The following is a 16942-nucleotide window of genomic DNA, read 5'->3' as shown; positions in this document are numbered from 1 at the left end:
TATGGCAAAAATTAAAATAGAGAAGAAAGATATCTGGATCGACATGACGCCTATGTCGGACGTGATGACCCTGCTTCTGTGTTTCTTCATGTTGACATCAACATTCTTGACACCAGAACCAATTAAGGTCAACACTCCTTCTTCTGTGTCAGAGGTGAAGGTACCTGAGAAGGATGTGCTCAATATTCTGGTCTCTCCAGAGGGCAACATCTACATTGGTACTGACAACAAACTCAACATGGAAGAGATGGTTGCTACGGTAACCGACAAGTTCGGCGTTTCGCTCACATCTGCCCAGGTAAAGGCTTTCAAGGAAGAAGCAATGGTTGGTGGCTCTGTCACTCAGCTTCCTGAATTCTTGAGCCTTGAACAGGACAAGCGAGCTGAAATCATCCAGAAGATGAGCGTTCCCCTCGATAGTATCGACGGCGGAAAGAGTGAGTTCCAAGAGTGGGTAACGGCTGCCAAGGAAGCAAATGCTGATATTCGTCTGGCTATCAAGTGTGATGGTAATACACCATACTCAGTTGTAAAGAAGATGATGTCAGAGCTTCAGGATATGAACGAGAACCGTTATCAGCTGATTACTAACCTCGACACCAAAAAACAAGCAGAGCAATAAGTTATGGCAAAAAAGAAAGGTTCTAAGCAGAAAAAGATGGACACCCGCGTGAACTTCACGCCTATGGTGGACATGATGATGCTTCTGATTACGTTCTTCATGCTCTGTACCACGCTGAGCAAGCCACAGGCTATGCAGCTGACGATGCCGAGTAATGATGAGAATATGTCCAAGGAAGACAAGTCGGTGACGAAAGCTTCGTACACCATCACTCTCTACCTTGGTGGTGAAGATAAGATTTACTATGTTGAGGGTCTTCCCGAATACGAGAATCCTGAGTGCCTGAAGGAGACAACCTGGGGTAAGGACGGTATTCGTAAGTTGCTCATCGAACATATCACTGAGGATGGCTTCTCGCCAGTTGCAAAGGTGATGATGGAGGTGAACAAACTTAAGGAGAAGAAGACACAGATGGGTGATAAGATGTCAAAGGAAACTTATGAGAAGTTACTCTCTGATATCCGTAATGGTAAGTCAGAAACCATGCTCGCTGAATATGGTGACAAGGGTATGCAGACTCTGACCGTTATTATCAAACCAATGGACATCTCTACCTACAACAACATGGTACAGGCACTTGACGAGATGCTGGTTTGCAGCATCGGTAAGTATGTGATCGACAAAGTTAACGAAGACGACGAGAAACTGCTTGAGTTGAAAGGCATCAAGTTCTCGAATGACAAATAAGAAAGGACAGAACTATGGCAAAAGTAGATCTTATAGACAATAGCTGGACCGAACTCGTCTTTGAAGGCAAAAACAAAGAATACGGTGCATATGTTCTCCGTCGGGAGACAGGTAAGCGTAATGTCAAGGCACTTCTTATCGTGCTGTTGGCAATTGCCGCAATCTTCCTTGCAGTGTTCCTGAATGTTCAGATTCAAAACGCTTTGAAGCAGGACGTTGCTATCGAAACTGATGTGGAGCTGTCAAAGCTGGCACAGAAGAAGGAAGCAAAGGTTGAGCGCAAGGAGCCCGTAAAGGTTGAAGTCGAGCAGAAAGTGATTGAGAAGGTGAAGAGCTCTGTGAAGTTCACCGCACCTGAAATTAAGAAGGACGACGAAGTAAAGCCTGAGGACGAAATCAAGTCACAGGACGACCTTGCTAAGACAAACACCGCCATCGGTACATTCGACGTTAAAGGTAACGACGAAGCTGAGGGTGAGGTGCTGAAGGCAAAGGAAGTTATTGCTGACGAGAAGCCGAAGGAAGAGGAGACCAAGGTCTTCGACGTCGTAGAACAGATGCCAGAGTTCCCTGGCGGCGCAGCAGCCCTGATGAAGTGGCTGAGCGACAATATCAAGTATCCTTCAATTGCTGAGGAGAACGGTATCCAGGGTCGTGTGGTATGTACGTTCGTTGTGGAGCGCGATGGCTCAGTAACTGATATTCAGGTAGCTCGTTCGGTTGACCCCTCTCTTGATAAGGAGGCTATCCGCGTGCTGAAGAAGATGCCAAAATGGATCCCAGGTAAGCAGAATGGTTCTGCTGTACGTGTGAAGTACACCGTACCTGTGACATTCCGTCTGGCAGGTTAATTCACTCTCAGTCAATCAAAAGAAAAAGTATGAATAGAACTCAATTCAACTTAGTTGGATTATCACTTATTTTAGGCTTGTTCCTCGCATGTGGGAACAAGCCTAAAACTGAATTAGACCAAAATTATGAAAAGGCAGCACGCTATTTCGCTGCCGATGAAAGCTTCCATCCCATCCTTGACGAGGAGCTGGAAGTGTTTACAAAAGTATTCAATCGCAATCTCCCTCATCAGGATACACTTGAGGCAATCTATACAAGTGAGCAGGAAGCAGTGGAGATGCTGATGAAGAACGAGACATGGCTTGCGTTCACTACACGTCAGCTTACTGAGAAAGAGATGACGAACCTGAAGGCTCGTAACTTTATTCCTCGCATTATGCCTATAGGCTATGACGGACTGGCGCTTATAGTGAACAACCAAAACAAGGACACCCTGATTTCTATTAAGGACTTCAAGCGCATTCTGCGCGGTGAGGTTAAGAAATGGAGTGATCTCTATCCTGGGTCTAAGCTTGGCGATATTGACGTTGTGTTCGACAATCCACGTTCGAGTGCCGTGCGCTTCTGCGTTGACTCAATACTCGGTGGTGAGCCTCTCCGTACTGAGGACGACGAGAATATCGGTGCCGTGCTGAAGAGCAGCGAGGTGGTTGACTATGTGGAGAATACTCCAAATGCCATTGGCATCATAGGTTCCAACTGGCTCAACGACAAGCGTGACTCTACCAATATAACATTCCGTAAGAACATAACCGCGATGAAGGTGTCACGACTCGACTCTGCCACTGTGCAGAATAGCCGCCGCCCTTATCAGTATTATATATATAGTGGTGAATACCCACTCGTGCGCACTATCTATGCCATCGTTAACGATCCACGTACAGGACAGCCGACAGGCTTTGCAAACTTCTGTAGACTGCCACAGGGACAGATGGTTATATTCCGTGCGGGACTTCTGCCTATAATAAAGGACCTTAATGTAAGACAAGTTAATATTACTAAATAAGGTTTGACATTTTTAAGTTATTGAAGTCATAGTTTTAGATTACAGAACAAACTAAATATTAATTGATTATGAAAACGATGAAATATTTACTTCTCGGTGCATTGGTGCTCAGCAGCAGTGCTGCCGTAAAAGCTCAGGAAGGCGCTTCTGCCGCTGAGCAGGTTAAGGAAATCCTTAAGAACAAGCCTGCTGATGCCGATAAGCAGATTAAGGCTATCTACAAGAAGAACAAGAAAAACATGGAGGCTGTAGTAGGCATTGCCCGCGCTTTCTATGAGGCGAACGATACCGCAAATGCTCATGTCTATGCTCAGTATGCTGCAGACAAAAACTATCCTGCAGCCTATCTGCTTCTTGGCGACATCCAGGCAAAGGGCGATCATGAGGGTGCCGGTGGTGCCGCTTCTACAATGTACCGTCAGGCTATCTATTTCGCAAAGCAGGCCGGTGGCACTATTGATGAGACTCCATACTATAGATATGCTTCAATTAACCGTGGTGTGAACCTTCCCGATGCTATCTCTATGCTCGACCAGCTGGGCGAGGACGCTCCTGAGCTTGCTGCCAACGGTCGCGTAAACCTGTTGAAGGGTCGTGTATATGACCTGGCTAATAGGGTGGAGGATGCTGCTAAGGCTTATGCTCAGGTTCCTCTGAATGCTCTTGAGGAGCGTGACTTCCTTAGCGCAGCTCGTGCAAACTATCTCCTTGGTGAGTATAATAAGAGCCAGGAGATTGTCGATTACGGCTTGAAGTCTTATCCACGTAAGTTTACTTACAACCAGCTTGGTATGTTCAACCATACACAGCTGAAGAATTATGACAAGGCTCTCGAATATGCTGACCGCATGCTTAACCAATCAGACTCTGTTAAGATGAATCCAGAGATCTATGGTGTCTATGCAAAGGCTCTCAATGGCGCCAAGAAACATCAGGAGGCTATCGATGTTTACAAGAAGACTCTTGAGCTGGAGTTTGACTCACAAGACAAGAAGGCTGGTGTTATCAAGGACCTTGCCGATGCATATAAGGGAATTGATGACTACGAGAATGCTGTTACATACTATGACCTCTTCCTGAAGACGGTGTCACACGCTTCTCTTACTGACTATGCTGACCTTGGTCGTCTCTATGTTCAGTATGCTGACAAGCTGGAGGGTGACGCAAAGATTGAGAAGCTGACCAAGGCAGACCAGATTTATTCTGACCTCGCCGAGAAGAATGCCGATGCAAAGGAGTACTCATTGTTCTGGCGTGCTCGTGTCAACCAGATGATGGATCCTGAGGCAAAGGATGGTAAGGCACAGCCATTCTATGAGGAGCTGTTCAATGCCATTATGGAGAAGGCAGAGAAGGATAAGGCTGACATGGCACGTGTGAAGGAGGCAGGTCAGTACTTGATGGTTTATTATCTGAAGATTAAGGACGACACTCAGCGCTCTATCGAGTTCGCAGAGAAGCTCCTTACCGTTGATCCTGCAAACGAGACTGCAACTCAGATTGTCAGCATGAAGAAGTAATAACAATAATAACTATATTGCAAAAAATGGTCAAGCGGTTAATAAAAACTGCTTGGCCCATTTTTTTGTGAAGACAATAAAAAGAGAGCGGGTGTCAATACTGACGCCCGCTCTTGTTTGGTTTATGAAGCTAACGTGAGATTAGCCGAGTGTGATAGCCTCTGATGGGCAAACACTTGCGCATGTGCCGCACTCTGTGCAAGCATCAGCGTCGATAACGTACTTCTCACCCTCAGAAATTGCCTCTACTGGGCACTCACCTGCACATGTACCGCATGCGATACAGTTGTCACCAATTACGTATGCCATAATTTTGTTGTTAAATAAATTAGTTAATACTTAGAAATTGTGATGCAAAGATAATATTATTTTCCATTCTCTACCAATAATTTGGTATTTATTTTTACAATTTATACTCTGTCGAAATAGTTTTCTGTATAATATCTTGCAAAGATTGTCGTTATTATAAGAGATGAAGAAAATATTTTCATTGTTTATTGTCCTGATTGCTATAGCAACATCAGCCATAGCTCAGGAGCGTAAGGTGCAGAACAGACCATATATTGATTTGCGCCCATTGCATTTTGGTATCTCCCTTGGACTGAACATGCAGGATGTGGAGTTCCAGAACGTAGGTCCACAGACCATTACTCTTCAAGAAGGAGGCGAGAAGGCGGCTTATGTGCTTTGCGATGCTGATATGTGGAATCCTGGCTTTAGCGTTGGTGTGTTGGCAGACGTGCGCCTTCATCAGCATTTTGCTTTGCGCGTTTCGCCCACCATGCACTTCGGCTCTAAGCATCTGGTATTCCGTGATATGATGAACCTTTCGGAATCAGGTCGTCCTCGTGAGTTTACTCAGGATATGAAGAACACTTATATCTCCGTGCCTGTTGACTTAAAGTTCTCGGCAGAGCGTTTCAATAACTACCGTCCTTATGTCATGGCAGGTGTGAATCCTATGGTGAACCTTGCCGGTAAGGATCAGGATTATCTGCAGCTTAAGCGATATGACATCATGCTTGAGGTGGGAATGGGATGCGATTTCTATCTGCCTTTCTTTAAGCTCATTCCTGAACTGAAGTTCTGCTACGGGCTGACAAACACTCTCGATAAGTCACACACGAACGAGCTTACAGACGTTAGTAAGCGCGTGTTCTCGCAGAGTGTCTCATCTGCTCGTACAAAAATGATTGTCCTCACTCTCTATTTTGAGTAAGGACAATCAATTGTTTTTAATTCCTATTTCTTTGTGAACTGTAGCTTTAGCTTACCTACAAATACGCCGTGTTTGCCGTTTTGATCTACTGGTACCATGCGCCCGTCGGGGTCTTTCTCATATTCGAGTTCCTCCATGTATGTGTGAGAATGGCCGTCAAGGACGAGGTCGAGTCCGCGTGTCTCGCGAATGACTGTCTCGCATGGATATTCTGAAACCTTCCATCCAAGGTGGCTAAGACAAATGACGAGGTCGCATTTCTTTTCGTTCTTCAGCAGATTGGTCATCTTCTGTGCACATTCCGTAGCGTCCAGGAATTTCAGTTTACCGTAATTCTGCGTAGCAACCAAGCCTTTAAGCGGTGGGCAGAGGGCAAATATTCCTATCTTTATGCCGTTGCGCTTAATTATGGTATAAGGCTTCACAATCTGTGCCAGCTCTGTGTCGGCAAAGTCGTAATTTGAGCAGATGATAGGGAATTTGGCTTTCTTGAAAATGCGAGCCATGTTGTCTATGCCGAAGTCGAACTCATGGTTGCCAATAGTAGCTGCATCATAGCCCATCTGGTTCATCAGTTCTATCTCTACATCGCCTTTGAACATGGAGTAATAGGCGCTGCCCTGCGAGAAGTCACCGCTGTCAAGAAGTAATAGCTTCGGGTCGAGCTGTCGCTGTTCCTTAATCATGTTTATGCGACGGAAGAAACCACCACGTCCTGCCAGCATCGTGTCTGCCAAGTGTTTGTTCATTGGGTAGATGCACGAGTGGGTGTCGTTGGTATGCAGAATGGTTAGCGTCTTCTGAGCGTATGAAACTGAAGATTTAGAAAAGAAGGTTGAGGATTGTAGGCAAAAAACAAGGAGAACAATTCTTAATGCCCAACTAGAATAATTGTTATATTTCGTTTCCATATCAGTCATCGTTATTAAATAAATGCAGTAGCAGATTTTTACTTTTCACTCTTCACTACTATTCTTCCTTCAACTTTTGAGCTCACTGCTTTGCCTTGAGCTTCCATCTCGCGGAAGTATTTCATTATTAAGAAGCGGGTATTGCTATCCTTGTCTTTTGGAGATATGACATTGAAACCTTTCTGAAATGCATTCATGCCATCGTTACCTTGCGCCAGATAGTCAATGGTCACGATACGATAGTCTTTCTGTGGATCTAACGGCTGACCGTTGATGGCTACCGAAAGAAGTTTGCCATCGGGGCTGATGACCATGTTTATTCCGTGGCTCACACCCTCGCCACCGCGTGCCGCTATCTGGCCAAGCAGGCGCTTCAGGTCATCGCCTTTGAGCGTCATGAAGTAGATCTTGTTCTCGAATGGCGCAACCTCCAATATGTCACCATAGGTTACCTTACCTGCAGGAAGACCTGTTCTGATACCACCAATGTTATAAATGCCCAAGACCGGCTTCTCGTTATAGTCTTTTGATGCCCAGATGAGTATGTCGCTAAGCAGGTTTGACAGGTCGCTCTCTGGACGGTCAGCTGCCATCGCATGGGCAGCGGTACCCATGACAGGCGCCATAACAGAGTCAACCTTAACCTTGTATGGCACTATAAACGACGCTGCCTTTACATCAGGATTAGCATCGAAACGCTGGTCTATTAATATTCGCGAACGACTGATACCCGTCAGCTGATAATGTGACGTGCATGCGGTAAACAATAGCAAAACGCTAATCACACTTATTAGATTTCGTGATTTTTGCATAGAATGAGTCTTATTTTTGTGCAAAAGTAAGAAAAAAATTTGAAGATTCCAAAAAATGTTGTAACTTTGCAGCCGCTTTCCGCGTAATCGCTGGCAGGAAGATAGGAGAGTTGCCTGTTATGTTGCGTTGGAACGATAACAACAAATTTAATTATCAAACAAAAATGGATTTAATTAAAATTGCTGAAGAAGCATTTGCAACCGGCAAGCAGCACCCTTCTTTCAAGGCTGGTGACACTGTAACTGTCGCTTACAAAATTATCGAGGGCTCTAAGGAGCGTATTCAGCTCTATCGCGGTGTAGTAATCAAGATTTCTGGTCACGGCGAGAAGAAGCGTTTCACTGTTCGTAAGATGTCTGGTACCGTTGGTGTGGAGCGTATTTTCCCACTCGAGTCACCAAACATCGAGAGCATCGAGGTGAACAAGGTTGGTAAGGTACGTCGCGCTAAGCTCTACTACCTCCGCAAGCTCACCGGTAAGGCTGCTCGTATTAAGGAGAAGCGCGTGAATACAGTAAGTGCAGAGTAATCTCACTTCTCACGAGAATAAAAATGAGGATGCCTTGGCATCCTTATTTTGTTTGTATATAAGACTATTCCTTGTAATTAGTCTTTGCATCAGCTTCGCCGTGGAGAGCCTCCTGGAATGTGTCCCAATTCTGGAAACCCGCAAGCATTGACAGTCTGTCAAGAGTCTTTTTGTTTGGCTTGTGAAGTAGCTCTTTTTCCACTGCTTCGAGTAGCTTTTTTAGCGCGAAATGTTTTTTATCCATGATGATTGTCTGCTTTCTACAGTTACTTGTAACAAAATGCGGATGCAAAGGTAATCGTTTTCCTAATAAACAAGCGCAAAGTAAATGAAAATTGTAAATTTTCTTTTGCATTTCTCTCGTTTATTCGTACCTCTGGCTTCGCCTAAGGTACTTTCGTTCGGAAAAAATGCAAATATATTTGCTTTTTTCCTCACTTAATCGTACCTTTGCCATCAAAAATGTAACGAAATGATGGAACCACAGACAACTTTTACTTGTGAAGAAGCTTTCCAGGCTTCTTTGGCTTATTTCGGTGGCGACGAACAATCTGCTCATACATGGGTGAATAAGTACTCTCTGAAGAACGATGACGGGCAGGTTGTTGAGAAGACTCCAGAAGATATGCTTTCTGCTCTTTCGCAAGAGATTGTAACAGAACTTTCAGATAACGGTATGCCATTGACTGCCGACAATCTGTGTAAGCTGATGTCTGATTTCTTTAAAGGACGACGTTCGCAGGCTGCAAATGTGACGAGTGTTGCTACAGGTAGTACAAGCGTACATCCAGAAGTAACTGAAGTGCGTCCACAAGTCCTTGAGTGCGATGTCGTGCGTTTCCAGAACAACAAAGAGAAATGGGTGGCACTGGTAGGTCTGCTCAATGGCTATCCCTACGAGATATTCACTGGGTTGCTTGACGACGAGGAGGGAATCATGTTGCCAAAGTCGGTGACAAAGGGTAAGATTGTCAAACAGACCAATCCAGACGGAACTAAGCGATACGATTTCCAGTTCGAGAATACACGTGGTTATAAGATTACAGTTGAAGGACTGTCTGAGAAGTTCAATCCCGAGTACTGGAACTATGCCAAACTCATCTCAGGTGTGCTGCGCTATCGCATGCCTATTGAACATGTAATAAAACTCGTATCTTCGCTATCGCTGAAGGATGAGAGTATCAATACATGGAAAAACGGTGTTGAGCGTGCGTTGAAAAAGTATCTGAATGACGGAAGTTCTGAGAATAGTGAGATGACTGATTCTGTATGTCCGCAATGCGGACACGACTCTCTCGTGACAGAAGATGGCTTTGTCGTTTGTAAAAACTGCGGTCACAGAGATGCAATTGACAGATAGCATAATCTATATAGACCGCCTGCGCCTTTACGCTTTTCATGGCGTGATGCCACAGGAACGTAGGGTGGGGGGCTGGTTTGTTATTAGCGTGCGTGTACATTATAATATTGCGCGCGCAATGACATCCGATGATGTCGATGATACGCTGAACTATGCGCAGCTGTGCCAGCTGATAGAGGCTGAGATGGCAAAGCCCTCAAAGCTGCTGGAGCACGTGGCAGGTCGCGTGGCAAATGCCATATTCGCACAATTCCCATCGGTTACTGAACTTGAACTCTCTCTCACGAAGGAGAATCCTCCCATGGGAGCCAATTGTGAAGGAGCAGGTGTGGAGCTACATTTAATAAATGATAAAACTAACGCTTGATATTTAGTTTTTTACAAAGAAAAGAGTAATTTTGCACCATGAGGTTAAGAAGATTATTGTCTATATGGATAATGATGTGTTGTTTCGTGGCTGTTAATGCTGCTGCGAAACACAAGTACACATTGGTTATAGATGCCGGTCACGGCGGAAAGGATGCTGGTGCCTGTGCCAATGGTGGCATGGAGAAGAAGATAAATCTTGATGTGGCGCTGTCTTTCGGTCGCTATGTTGAGAATAATTGTCCTGACGTAAAGGTTGTTTATACGCGTAAGACGGATGTTTTTATCCCACTCCATGAGCGTGCCGCTATAGCTAATCGTTGTAAGGCAGACGTGTTTATCTCTATTCACACCAACTCTGTGGCCAGTAAAAAACCTGTTTATGGCATGGAAACCTACACTATGGGTATGCGCCGTAGCAATGAGAAACTGAGTGCGGCACAGCGTGAGAACGAGGTTATCCTTATAGAGAAAGACTATAAACAGCACTATTCCGGATATGACCCGCGTTCACCTGAGAGTACACTCATCTTCGAGGTTATAAATGAGAAGAACATGCTTGAGAGTGTAGAGTTGGCTCAACTTATTCAGAAGAACACCTGCGCTGTGGCGAAAAGACCCAACAATGGTGTTAAGCAGGACGCGTTCCTCGTGTTGCGCGAGACCTCTATGCCTGCATGTCTGATAGAGCTTGGCTATATTACCACTCTTAAAGAAAAGAACTATCTGACAAACCCAAAGAATGTTGATCTAATGGGGCGTGGCATTTATCAGGCTTTCGTGGCTTTCAAGAACAAACAGCTTGGAAAGACAAAAGCAAGTAGTACTCCTGCAATACAGAAAGAAACTGTAAAGACAGAGCCTGCTAAAGTTCAGGAGAAAGAAACGAAAACAGTTCCTGCACAAGTTCAGGAAAAATCTCAGGAAAGTGTTTCTGAACCATCTACGAATAAGCGCAAATCATCCAGAAACGCAAAGACTGTGCGTGTGAGAAACGCCATGAACTCTCATTCGGCAGAGATTGAGGAAAAGAAGGTAGAAACAGTGGCTGAGTCTGTGAAGCAGGAGATGCCAGACACCGTTGCAATTGTTGAGCCTGTAGTTCCGGAAAAAACTGCTGTTCAGGAAAAACCTACCGTTCAGGAGAAACCTGTTGTTCAGGAAACTCCAGTAGGTGAGGTTCGTCCATCAGTTGCCCAAGAAAAGAAGGTCGCACCAGCGTCTTCAGTGATATTTAAGGTTCAGGTGTTTGCTGCGTCTGTGCGTGTCAAAGATGGTGATCCACGCCTGAAAGGTTTGAAAGGCGTTGACAGCTATCAGGAGGGCGGTCTGTGGAAGCATACTATCGGTGCCTCGTCCGACTACAATGAGATTATGCGTCTGCGTAACAGCATTGCCGCGAATTTCCCCCAGGCATTTGTCATCGCTTTCCGTGATGGCGTCAAGGTCGATGCCAAGAAAGCATATGAAGAGATGAAGCGAAAGAAATAATTGCTTTACACAAGAGAGAAAAAGAATAATTAATAGCTATTCATAACTATGAAGTTAACTAATGAAGTGAAGATTGCCCTTGTGGCTATTGTAGGAATAGTGCTACTCTTCTTCGGACTGCAGTATCTGAAAGGGTTGCGCATGTTCTCCACAGACGAACACTACTATGCTCGTTTCAGCGATGTTACGGGTATGTCTGCGTCAAGTCCTATCTATGCCAACGGATATAAGGTGGGTGTTGTGGAAAGCATAGACTACAACTATGCCGATCCAGAGAATATCGTTGCCACAATATCTGTGGACAATAAGCTGCATCTGCCAAAAGGCACAAGAGCAGAGATATCAAGTGACCTGCTTGGCAACGTGCGACTGGAGCTTAAGTTGGGCCCCAATCCTATAGATGTGCTTGAGAAAGGCGACACCATCATTGGAGCTATACAGCAGGGAATGATGGGAAAAGCTGCCAATATGGTGCCTCAGATTGAGCAGATGCTTCCAAAGCTCGACTCAATACTTGCCAGCGTCAACGCACTGCTTGCCAGTCCTGCCATAGGCAACAGCTTGCAGAACATTGAGACTATCACCTCGAACCTGTCAACAACAACTGCTGAACTGCATCAGTTGTCGGCTTCGCTCAACAGACAGCTTCCACAGATGCTGACAAAAGCCGACGGCATACTTGCCAACACGCAGGGCTTCACTAAGCAACTTGATGGTATGGACATAGCTGCCACCATGACAAAGCTCGATCAGACTATGACAAATCTGAAACTTATGAGCGATGCGCTGAATAGCAAGGACGGCACATTGGGACTGCTCATGCATGACCCTCAGCTGTATAATAACCTTAATGCAACGATGAGCGACGCCGATAAACTGCTCATCGATTTTAAGGAGCATCCAAAGCGCTATATTCATTTCTCCGTCTTTGGCAGAAAAGATAAGTAATTTTAATTTTGTCTAAATAATAAATCAGGCAGTTATGTTGAATATCGTTGACTTAACTGCCTGATTTTTAGTTATATCGTATTTTGCAATACTACTTTTTGATAAAAAAACGTGAAACAATATAACTGCTTATAAATAAGTGTAATACAACAATTGTAAACACAAACGCCTATTTTTGTTAATTTGGTTGTTTTACAAAAAATGCCGAACTTTGCACAGCAATTAGAAAGAATTGCAAGCATAATCTTAACAAACTCTTGTTAAATAATAGTATAACGTAATATGCAACAAAGTCAAATGTTGCTTTGGGAGGGCTGCCTCAAATTAATCAGGCAGAACGTAACAGAGCAGATATACAAAACATGGTTCGAGCCAATCGTATGTGAGTCATACGACGAGGCTACCTCGACTTTGTTGGTACAAGTTCCAAGCCCATACGTTTATGAGTATATTGAACAGCATTTCGTTACTCTCATGGCTTGGGCGCTTAACCAGAGTTTTAAAGCTAAAGTTGCACTTAAGTATCGTGTTGTTACCGATAAGACCCACAACATCACGCAGGATGTGGAGAGCGAGCGTGTAACAGAGATTGATGCCCCACAGGCTACTACACGTGCAAACAAGGCTCCCACGGTTCTTGATGCAGCAGTGCCTCAGCAGCTGAATCCTCAGCTTGATCCACGAAAGAATTTCGACAACTATATCGAAGGCGATTCAAACAAGTTGCCCCGAACAATAGGTCTTTCTATTGCCGAGCACCCTGGAAAGTCTGCTTTTAATCCATTCTTTATCTTTGGTCCTTCAGGATGCGGTAAGACACATCTTGTCAATGCCATAGGCGTTCAGTGCAAGAAGATGTATCCTCAGAAGCGCGTGCTCTATGTTTCTGCACGTCTTTTCCAGGTACAATATACCGATGCACAGCGTCAGAACACTGTCAACGATTTCATTAATTTTTATCAGACTATTGACGTGCTGATTGTTGACGATGTTCAGGAGTGGGCAACAGCAGAGAAGACCGTTGCAACCTTCTTCCATATCTTCGACCATCTGTTCCGTCTTGGTAAGCAGATTATTCTTGCCAGTGACCGTCCTCCAGTGGATCTTCATTGGCTGAAGGACCGCATGCTGACACGTTTCTCTTGCGGACTTATTGCTGAGCTTGAGAAGCCAAACGTTCAGCTTTGCATAGATATTCTTGATTCAAAGTGTCGTCGTGACGGTCTGACAATTCCTGCCGATGTCATAAGGTTCATTGCTGAGAATGCAAATGGCAGCGTTCGCGACCTTGAAGGAGTTCTTAACTCGCTTATGGCATACAGCATTGTCTATAATTCAAATATTGACATGCGCCTTGCTGAGCGTGTCATCAAGCGTGCGGTGAAGGTCGATAACCATCCGCTCACCATTGACGATATTCTTGACAAGGTGTGCCAGCACTATAATGTGTCTCAGCAGAACGTGTTCAGCAAGAGCCGCAAGCGCGACTATGTTCTTGCTCGTCAGATTTCAATGTATCTTGCACAGAAGTTCACAAAGATGCCTACATCACGCATAGGCCATCTCATTGGCGGACGCGACCATTCTACTGTCATCCATAGCTGTAGTGCTGTTGAGCAGCGACTGAAAGTTGATCGTGCTTTCATGGAAGAGATAAACAGCATCGAGGCATCTTTCCGTCTGAAATAAAAATGTCACTTCTGATTAAACGAATGTCATTTGCATTCGTCTATAGAGCATAATCCCTTAATCATTTTAAGATAGAAAATGCGCCATTTTTTATTTTTGTGTACTTTGTTGTACGCTTTTAGTGCTTCAGCAGGCAGTATTGACGATATTCGACAGTCGCTCGAAGAATCTTCTGTTTCGCAACTTCAAGAGAAGGTATATATTCATACCGACAATCAGTGCTATTTCGTTGGTGACACCTTGTGGTATAAGGCTTATGTGTTACAGGCTGGAACGTTGCAGCCCACACACATGAGCCGTATTCTTTATGTGGAGCTGCTGTCGCCTGACGGACTCTTGGTAGAGCGTCAGACCATTGTCGTCTCGCCTCAGGGATATACCTGCGGACAGTTCGAACTGAAGGACTCGCTCTATTCTGGATATTACGAACTGCGTGCCTATACCCGCTGGATGCTCAATTTCAATGTGCGTCACCATCGTTATAGTGCTAAGGACAAGTGGGCTTTCTTCAATTCTAAGATGGCTGCCGACTTCTATCGTCTGTGGGACGGACTCTATTCGCGAGTGCTGCCCATCTATAGTAAGCCTGAGACACCTGGCGACTATGATATTCGACGCATGTATCAGCGTCCGAAGACACGCATCCCATCACCAAAGAAAGACAATCTAGTTGTGACTTTCTATCCTGAGGGCGGCCACCTCATTTCAGGCGTGCCCAACAATGTGGCTTTCAGCGCCGTTGACCAGTATGGCGAGGCTGTTAATATCAATGGCACACTAAAGAACGATGATGCTACTCAGGAGATTAAGACCGAGCACATGGGACGCGGCTCCTTTGTCGTCACTCCAGGCAGTAGCCGACTGAAAGCTTCGTTCACCTTTAGGGGAAAGAACTATTCTGTAAATCTTCCTAAGGCGGAAAAGAACGGTGTTTCCATACAGCTTACCGATAGTCTGTTGCATATCTCTGCCAAGGGACTTCCTTCTGATAAAGAATATGGAGTGTCTGTGCTCTGTCGTGGAGTACTGCAGTATTTTGAGGCTATCAACGCCACTACTACTGAAGTTGTGTTGCCATTCTCCAGTCTGCCTACTGGTGTCAATGATGTTACTATCTTTGATAGCGACGGTAAGATTCTTGCCGATCGTCTGTTCTTTGTCAACAACCATGACCAGGACGATAATACCATAACAGCTACATTCGACCCGAAGACAGTTTACGACCCTCACCAGAAGGTTGAGATACCCATTCAGTGTAACAACGCGGAAGGACCTGTTGTGTTCTCACTGTCTATACGCGACTCCTATACCGACGAGCCGACCTATAATGACGGAAACATCATGACCGACCTGCTGTTGTCGAGCGACCTGCGCGGATTCATTGCGCGTCCTGCCTATTATTTTGAGGCCGACGATGCCGTGCACCGTCGTCATCTTGATTTGCTCATGCAGGTTCAGGGATGGCGTAAGTATAAGTGGCAGGAGCTGTCGAATGCCACCACCGGCCTGCGTTATACACCAGAGAAAAGCTTTACTATTGAGGGCGATGTATATAAGATGATTCCGCTCACTGAGGTTGAGCCTGAAGAGATACCCAATTGGCTTACTGGCGGTGTGGTGATAGGTGATGAGGACGACCCGATGTCGAGCGTGACAGACCAGACCGATCCTTTTGCAGAGACGGAAAACGACGAGGTGGCGTTAGAACCAGTGGGTGTTGAAGAGACTGTAGAAACGACCAATAGCGATGGCTATGTCTATGGTTCTGCCGATGATGCCATGGCAGGTCTTCGACTGTATCGTGGTCGTCTGCGCAAAGAAGTGTTCATCGAGGGTGAGATACTCGTTGACGACAAGGTTATCGGCTCTACTCAGAAGACTGTTGACAGAGGACATTTCGTGTTCAATGTGCCGCCGTTCTATGGCGATGCCTTCCTGAACATGAAAGCCTATAAGGAGTCTGACTCCATAAAGAAGAACATGGCTTCGCGTGCTGATGCCAAGGTATATAATGAAGATGCATATCCTGATTATTATGTGAAGCGCGAGTTGTTCTTCCCACGTTTTACTAAGCCCTATGACTTCTATGAGGACCATCAGCCTGACATTGATGAGTCGCTGCTCATTGACACTCTCTCAGAGTTGTCTATGGAGAACGATGTCCACGAGCTTGCCAATGTTACTGTGAAAGGCCGTCGCCGTGGTCGTCGCGCCATAGACTGGAAGAAGCCAGCTTTTGTCATGGATGCCTATGAGATGTATAATGAGCTTACTGATTACGGACTGTCTGTAGGAAAGCTCGACATGCGTCAGTTCCCCATGCAGGTGTGTCGCTATCTCTATGGCAATATGAACCGCTATCGCACGTTCAATGTCGATGGACGTATGGAGGGCCATACCTATTATCGCAATTACTCACCGTTTGCAACGGGTTCTACTGCCGAGGTTCAGAGCCTCGACCGTGCTCATCGCACACCACAGTGGTATCTCACCCGTCTGAAGTTGAAGCGTCTGCAGGACATCCGTGTGTTCTCCGATTACGAGCCTCGTAAGGAAGACTCTACTATGGTTGAGAGCCTTACTTCTGCTGATGCCACCGTCGATCTCGTTCTTATTCCCGATGACGGTATTCAGGTAACCTATCGCGACCGCCACATATTGTTCCATGGATTCAATGCCGCTGAGGAGTTCTATAGCCCTGACTATAGCAGTCAGCAGCCATCAGAACCTAATGATTATCGTCGCACGCTCTACTGGAATCCCAATGCTGTTACCGATGAAAACGGCCATTTCATCGCAACATTCTATAATAACAGCAAGGATACACGCATAAAAGTAACCGCCGCTGGCGTTACCAACGACGGTAGGTTGATGCACATGAAATAGTGCTGTCAGATAGCTCACTTTTGATATGGAAGTGATGGCGGAG

Annotated in this window: 16 protein-coding genes and 1 pseudogene; 13 read left to right on the top strand and 4 right to left on the bottom strand. The window is 45.4% G+C overall.

Translation table 11 applies throughout. The features are described 5' to 3' along the window. Position 1: 1 nt before the first annotated feature. The 5 genes from M1L52_RS01680 (at position 2) to M1L52_RS01660 (ending at position 4687) form a co-directional block, all read left to right on the top strand. Positions 2–622 (top strand): biopolymer transporter ExbD, encoded by a 621-nt coding sequence (locus tag M1L52_RS01680; protein ID WP_248613087.1) that lies wholly within the window; start codon positions 2–4, stop codon positions 620–622. A gap of 3 nt (positions 623–625) precedes the next feature. Continuing rightward, complete coding sequence (locus M1L52_RS01675; RefSeq protein WP_248613086.1) at positions 626–1309, top strand: ExbD/TolR family protein; 684 nt, start codon at positions 626–628, stop codon at positions 1307–1309. 14 nt (positions 1310–1323) lie between these two features. Continuing rightward, on the top strand, positions 1324–2160 hold the full coding sequence (locus tag M1L52_RS01670) for an energy transducer TonB (protein ID WP_248613085.1): 837 nt from the start codon (positions 1324–1326) through the stop codon (positions 2158–2160). Positions 2161–2189: 29 nt separating this feature from the next. Beyond that, positions 2190–3167: a PstS family phosphate ABC transporter substrate-binding protein gene (locus tag M1L52_RS01665; RefSeq protein ID WP_248613084.1), complete on the top strand. Its 978-nt coding sequence runs from the start codon at positions 2190–2192 to the stop codon at positions 3165–3167. A gap of 77 nt (positions 3168–3244) precedes the next feature. Beyond that, the gene (locus M1L52_RS01660; protein WP_248613083.1) at positions 3245–4687 is read left to right on the top strand and encodes a tetratricopeptide repeat protein; all 1443 of its coding nucleotides are present in this window, start codon (positions 3245–3247) and stop codon (positions 4685–4687) included. A gap of 141 nt (positions 4688–4828) precedes the next feature. On the opposite strand, the gene M1L52_RS01655 is transcribed toward M1L52_RS01660, so the two are convergent. Further along, on the bottom strand, positions 4829–4996 hold the full coding sequence (locus M1L52_RS01655) for a DUF362 domain-containing protein (protein WP_248613082.1): 168 nt from the start codon (positions 4994–4996) through the stop codon (positions 4829–4831). A gap of 163 nt (positions 4997–5159) precedes the next feature. Here M1L52_RS01655 and M1L52_RS01650 point away from each other — a divergent pair, with 163 nt between their 5' ends. Then, positions 5160–5906, top strand: a complete 747-nt coding sequence (locus M1L52_RS01650) for a porin family protein (protein ID WP_248613081.1) — start codon at positions 5160–5162, stop codon at positions 5904–5906. A 23-nt stretch (positions 5907–5929) separates the two neighbouring features. Here M1L52_RS01650 and M1L52_RS01645 read toward each other — a convergent pair whose 3' ends face one another. Then, positions 5930–6817 (bottom strand): bifunctional metallophosphatase/5'-nucleotidase, encoded by an 888-nt coding sequence (locus M1L52_RS01645; protein ID WP_248614554.1) that lies wholly within the window; start codon positions 6815–6817, stop codon positions 5930–5932. Between the two features lie 38 nt (positions 6818–6855). Next, the gene (locus M1L52_RS01640) at positions 6856–7602 is read right to left on the bottom strand and encodes a 5'-nucleotidase (RefSeq protein ID WP_317231465.1); all 747 of its coding nucleotides are present in this window, start codon (positions 7600–7602) and stop codon (positions 6856–6858) included. A 191-nt stretch (positions 7603–7793) separates the two neighbouring features. Between M1L52_RS01640 and rplS the strand changes: the two genes are divergently transcribed. Then, a complete protein-coding gene (rplS, locus tag M1L52_RS01635; protein WP_248613079.1) occupies positions 7794–8159 on the top strand; it encodes a 50S ribosomal protein L19 in 366 nt (121 codons plus the stop codon). A gap of 64 nt (positions 8160–8223) precedes the next feature. Here the strand turns inward: rplS and M1L52_RS01630 are convergent, their stop codons facing one another. Continuing rightward, complete coding sequence (locus M1L52_RS01630) at positions 8224–8403, bottom strand: hypothetical protein (protein ID WP_248613078.1); 180 nt, start codon at positions 8401–8403, stop codon at positions 8224–8226. Between the two features lie 543 nt (positions 8404–8946). Here M1L52_RS01630 and M1L52_RS01625 point away from each other — a divergent pair. From M1L52_RS01625 to M1L52_RS01600, 6 genes and pseudogenes are all read left to right on the top strand, one after another. After that, a pseudogene (locus M1L52_RS01625) lies at positions 8947–9519 on the top strand (ribonucleoside-diphosphate reductase, adenosylcobalamin-dependent); the annotation flags it as partial. Further along, positions 9503–9886 (top strand): dihydroneopterin aldolase, encoded by a 384-nt coding sequence (gene folB, locus M1L52_RS01620; protein ID WP_248613077.1) that lies wholly within the window; start codon positions 9503–9505, stop codon positions 9884–9886. The pseudogene M1L52_RS01625 and the gene folB, both read left to right, overlap by 17 nt. A 38-nt stretch (positions 9887–9924) precedes the next feature. Then, on the top strand, positions 9925–11376 hold the full coding sequence (locus tag M1L52_RS01615) for an N-acetylmuramoyl-L-alanine amidase (RefSeq protein ID WP_248613076.1): 1452 nt from the start codon (positions 9925–9927) through the stop codon (positions 11374–11376). Positions 11377–11424: 48 nt separating this feature from the next. Next, positions 11425–12324, top strand: coding sequence for an MlaD family protein (locus M1L52_RS01610; RefSeq protein WP_248613075.1), 900 nt, complete (start codon positions 11425–11427; stop codon positions 12322–12324). A gap of 282 nt (positions 12325–12606) precedes the next feature. Next, positions 12607–14013 (top strand): chromosomal replication initiator protein DnaA, encoded by a 1407-nt coding sequence (dnaA, locus tag M1L52_RS01605; protein ID WP_248613074.1) that lies wholly within the window; start codon positions 12607–12609, stop codon positions 14011–14013. A 105-nt stretch (positions 14014–14118) separates the two neighbouring features. Continuing rightward, positions 14119–16899 (top strand): hypothetical protein, encoded by a 2781-nt coding sequence (locus M1L52_RS01600; RefSeq protein ID WP_248613073.1) that lies wholly within the window; start codon positions 14119–14121, stop codon positions 16897–16899. Positions 16900–16942 lie beyond the last annotated feature (43 nt).

Source organism: Prevotella sp. E13-27, from assembly GCF_023217965.1.
Lineage (GTDB): Bacteria > Bacteroidota > Bacteroidia > Bacteroidales > Bacteroidaceae > Prevotella.
Note: the sequence above shows the minus strand (reverse complement) of the source record. Positions and strands in the feature narration are given on the sequence as shown.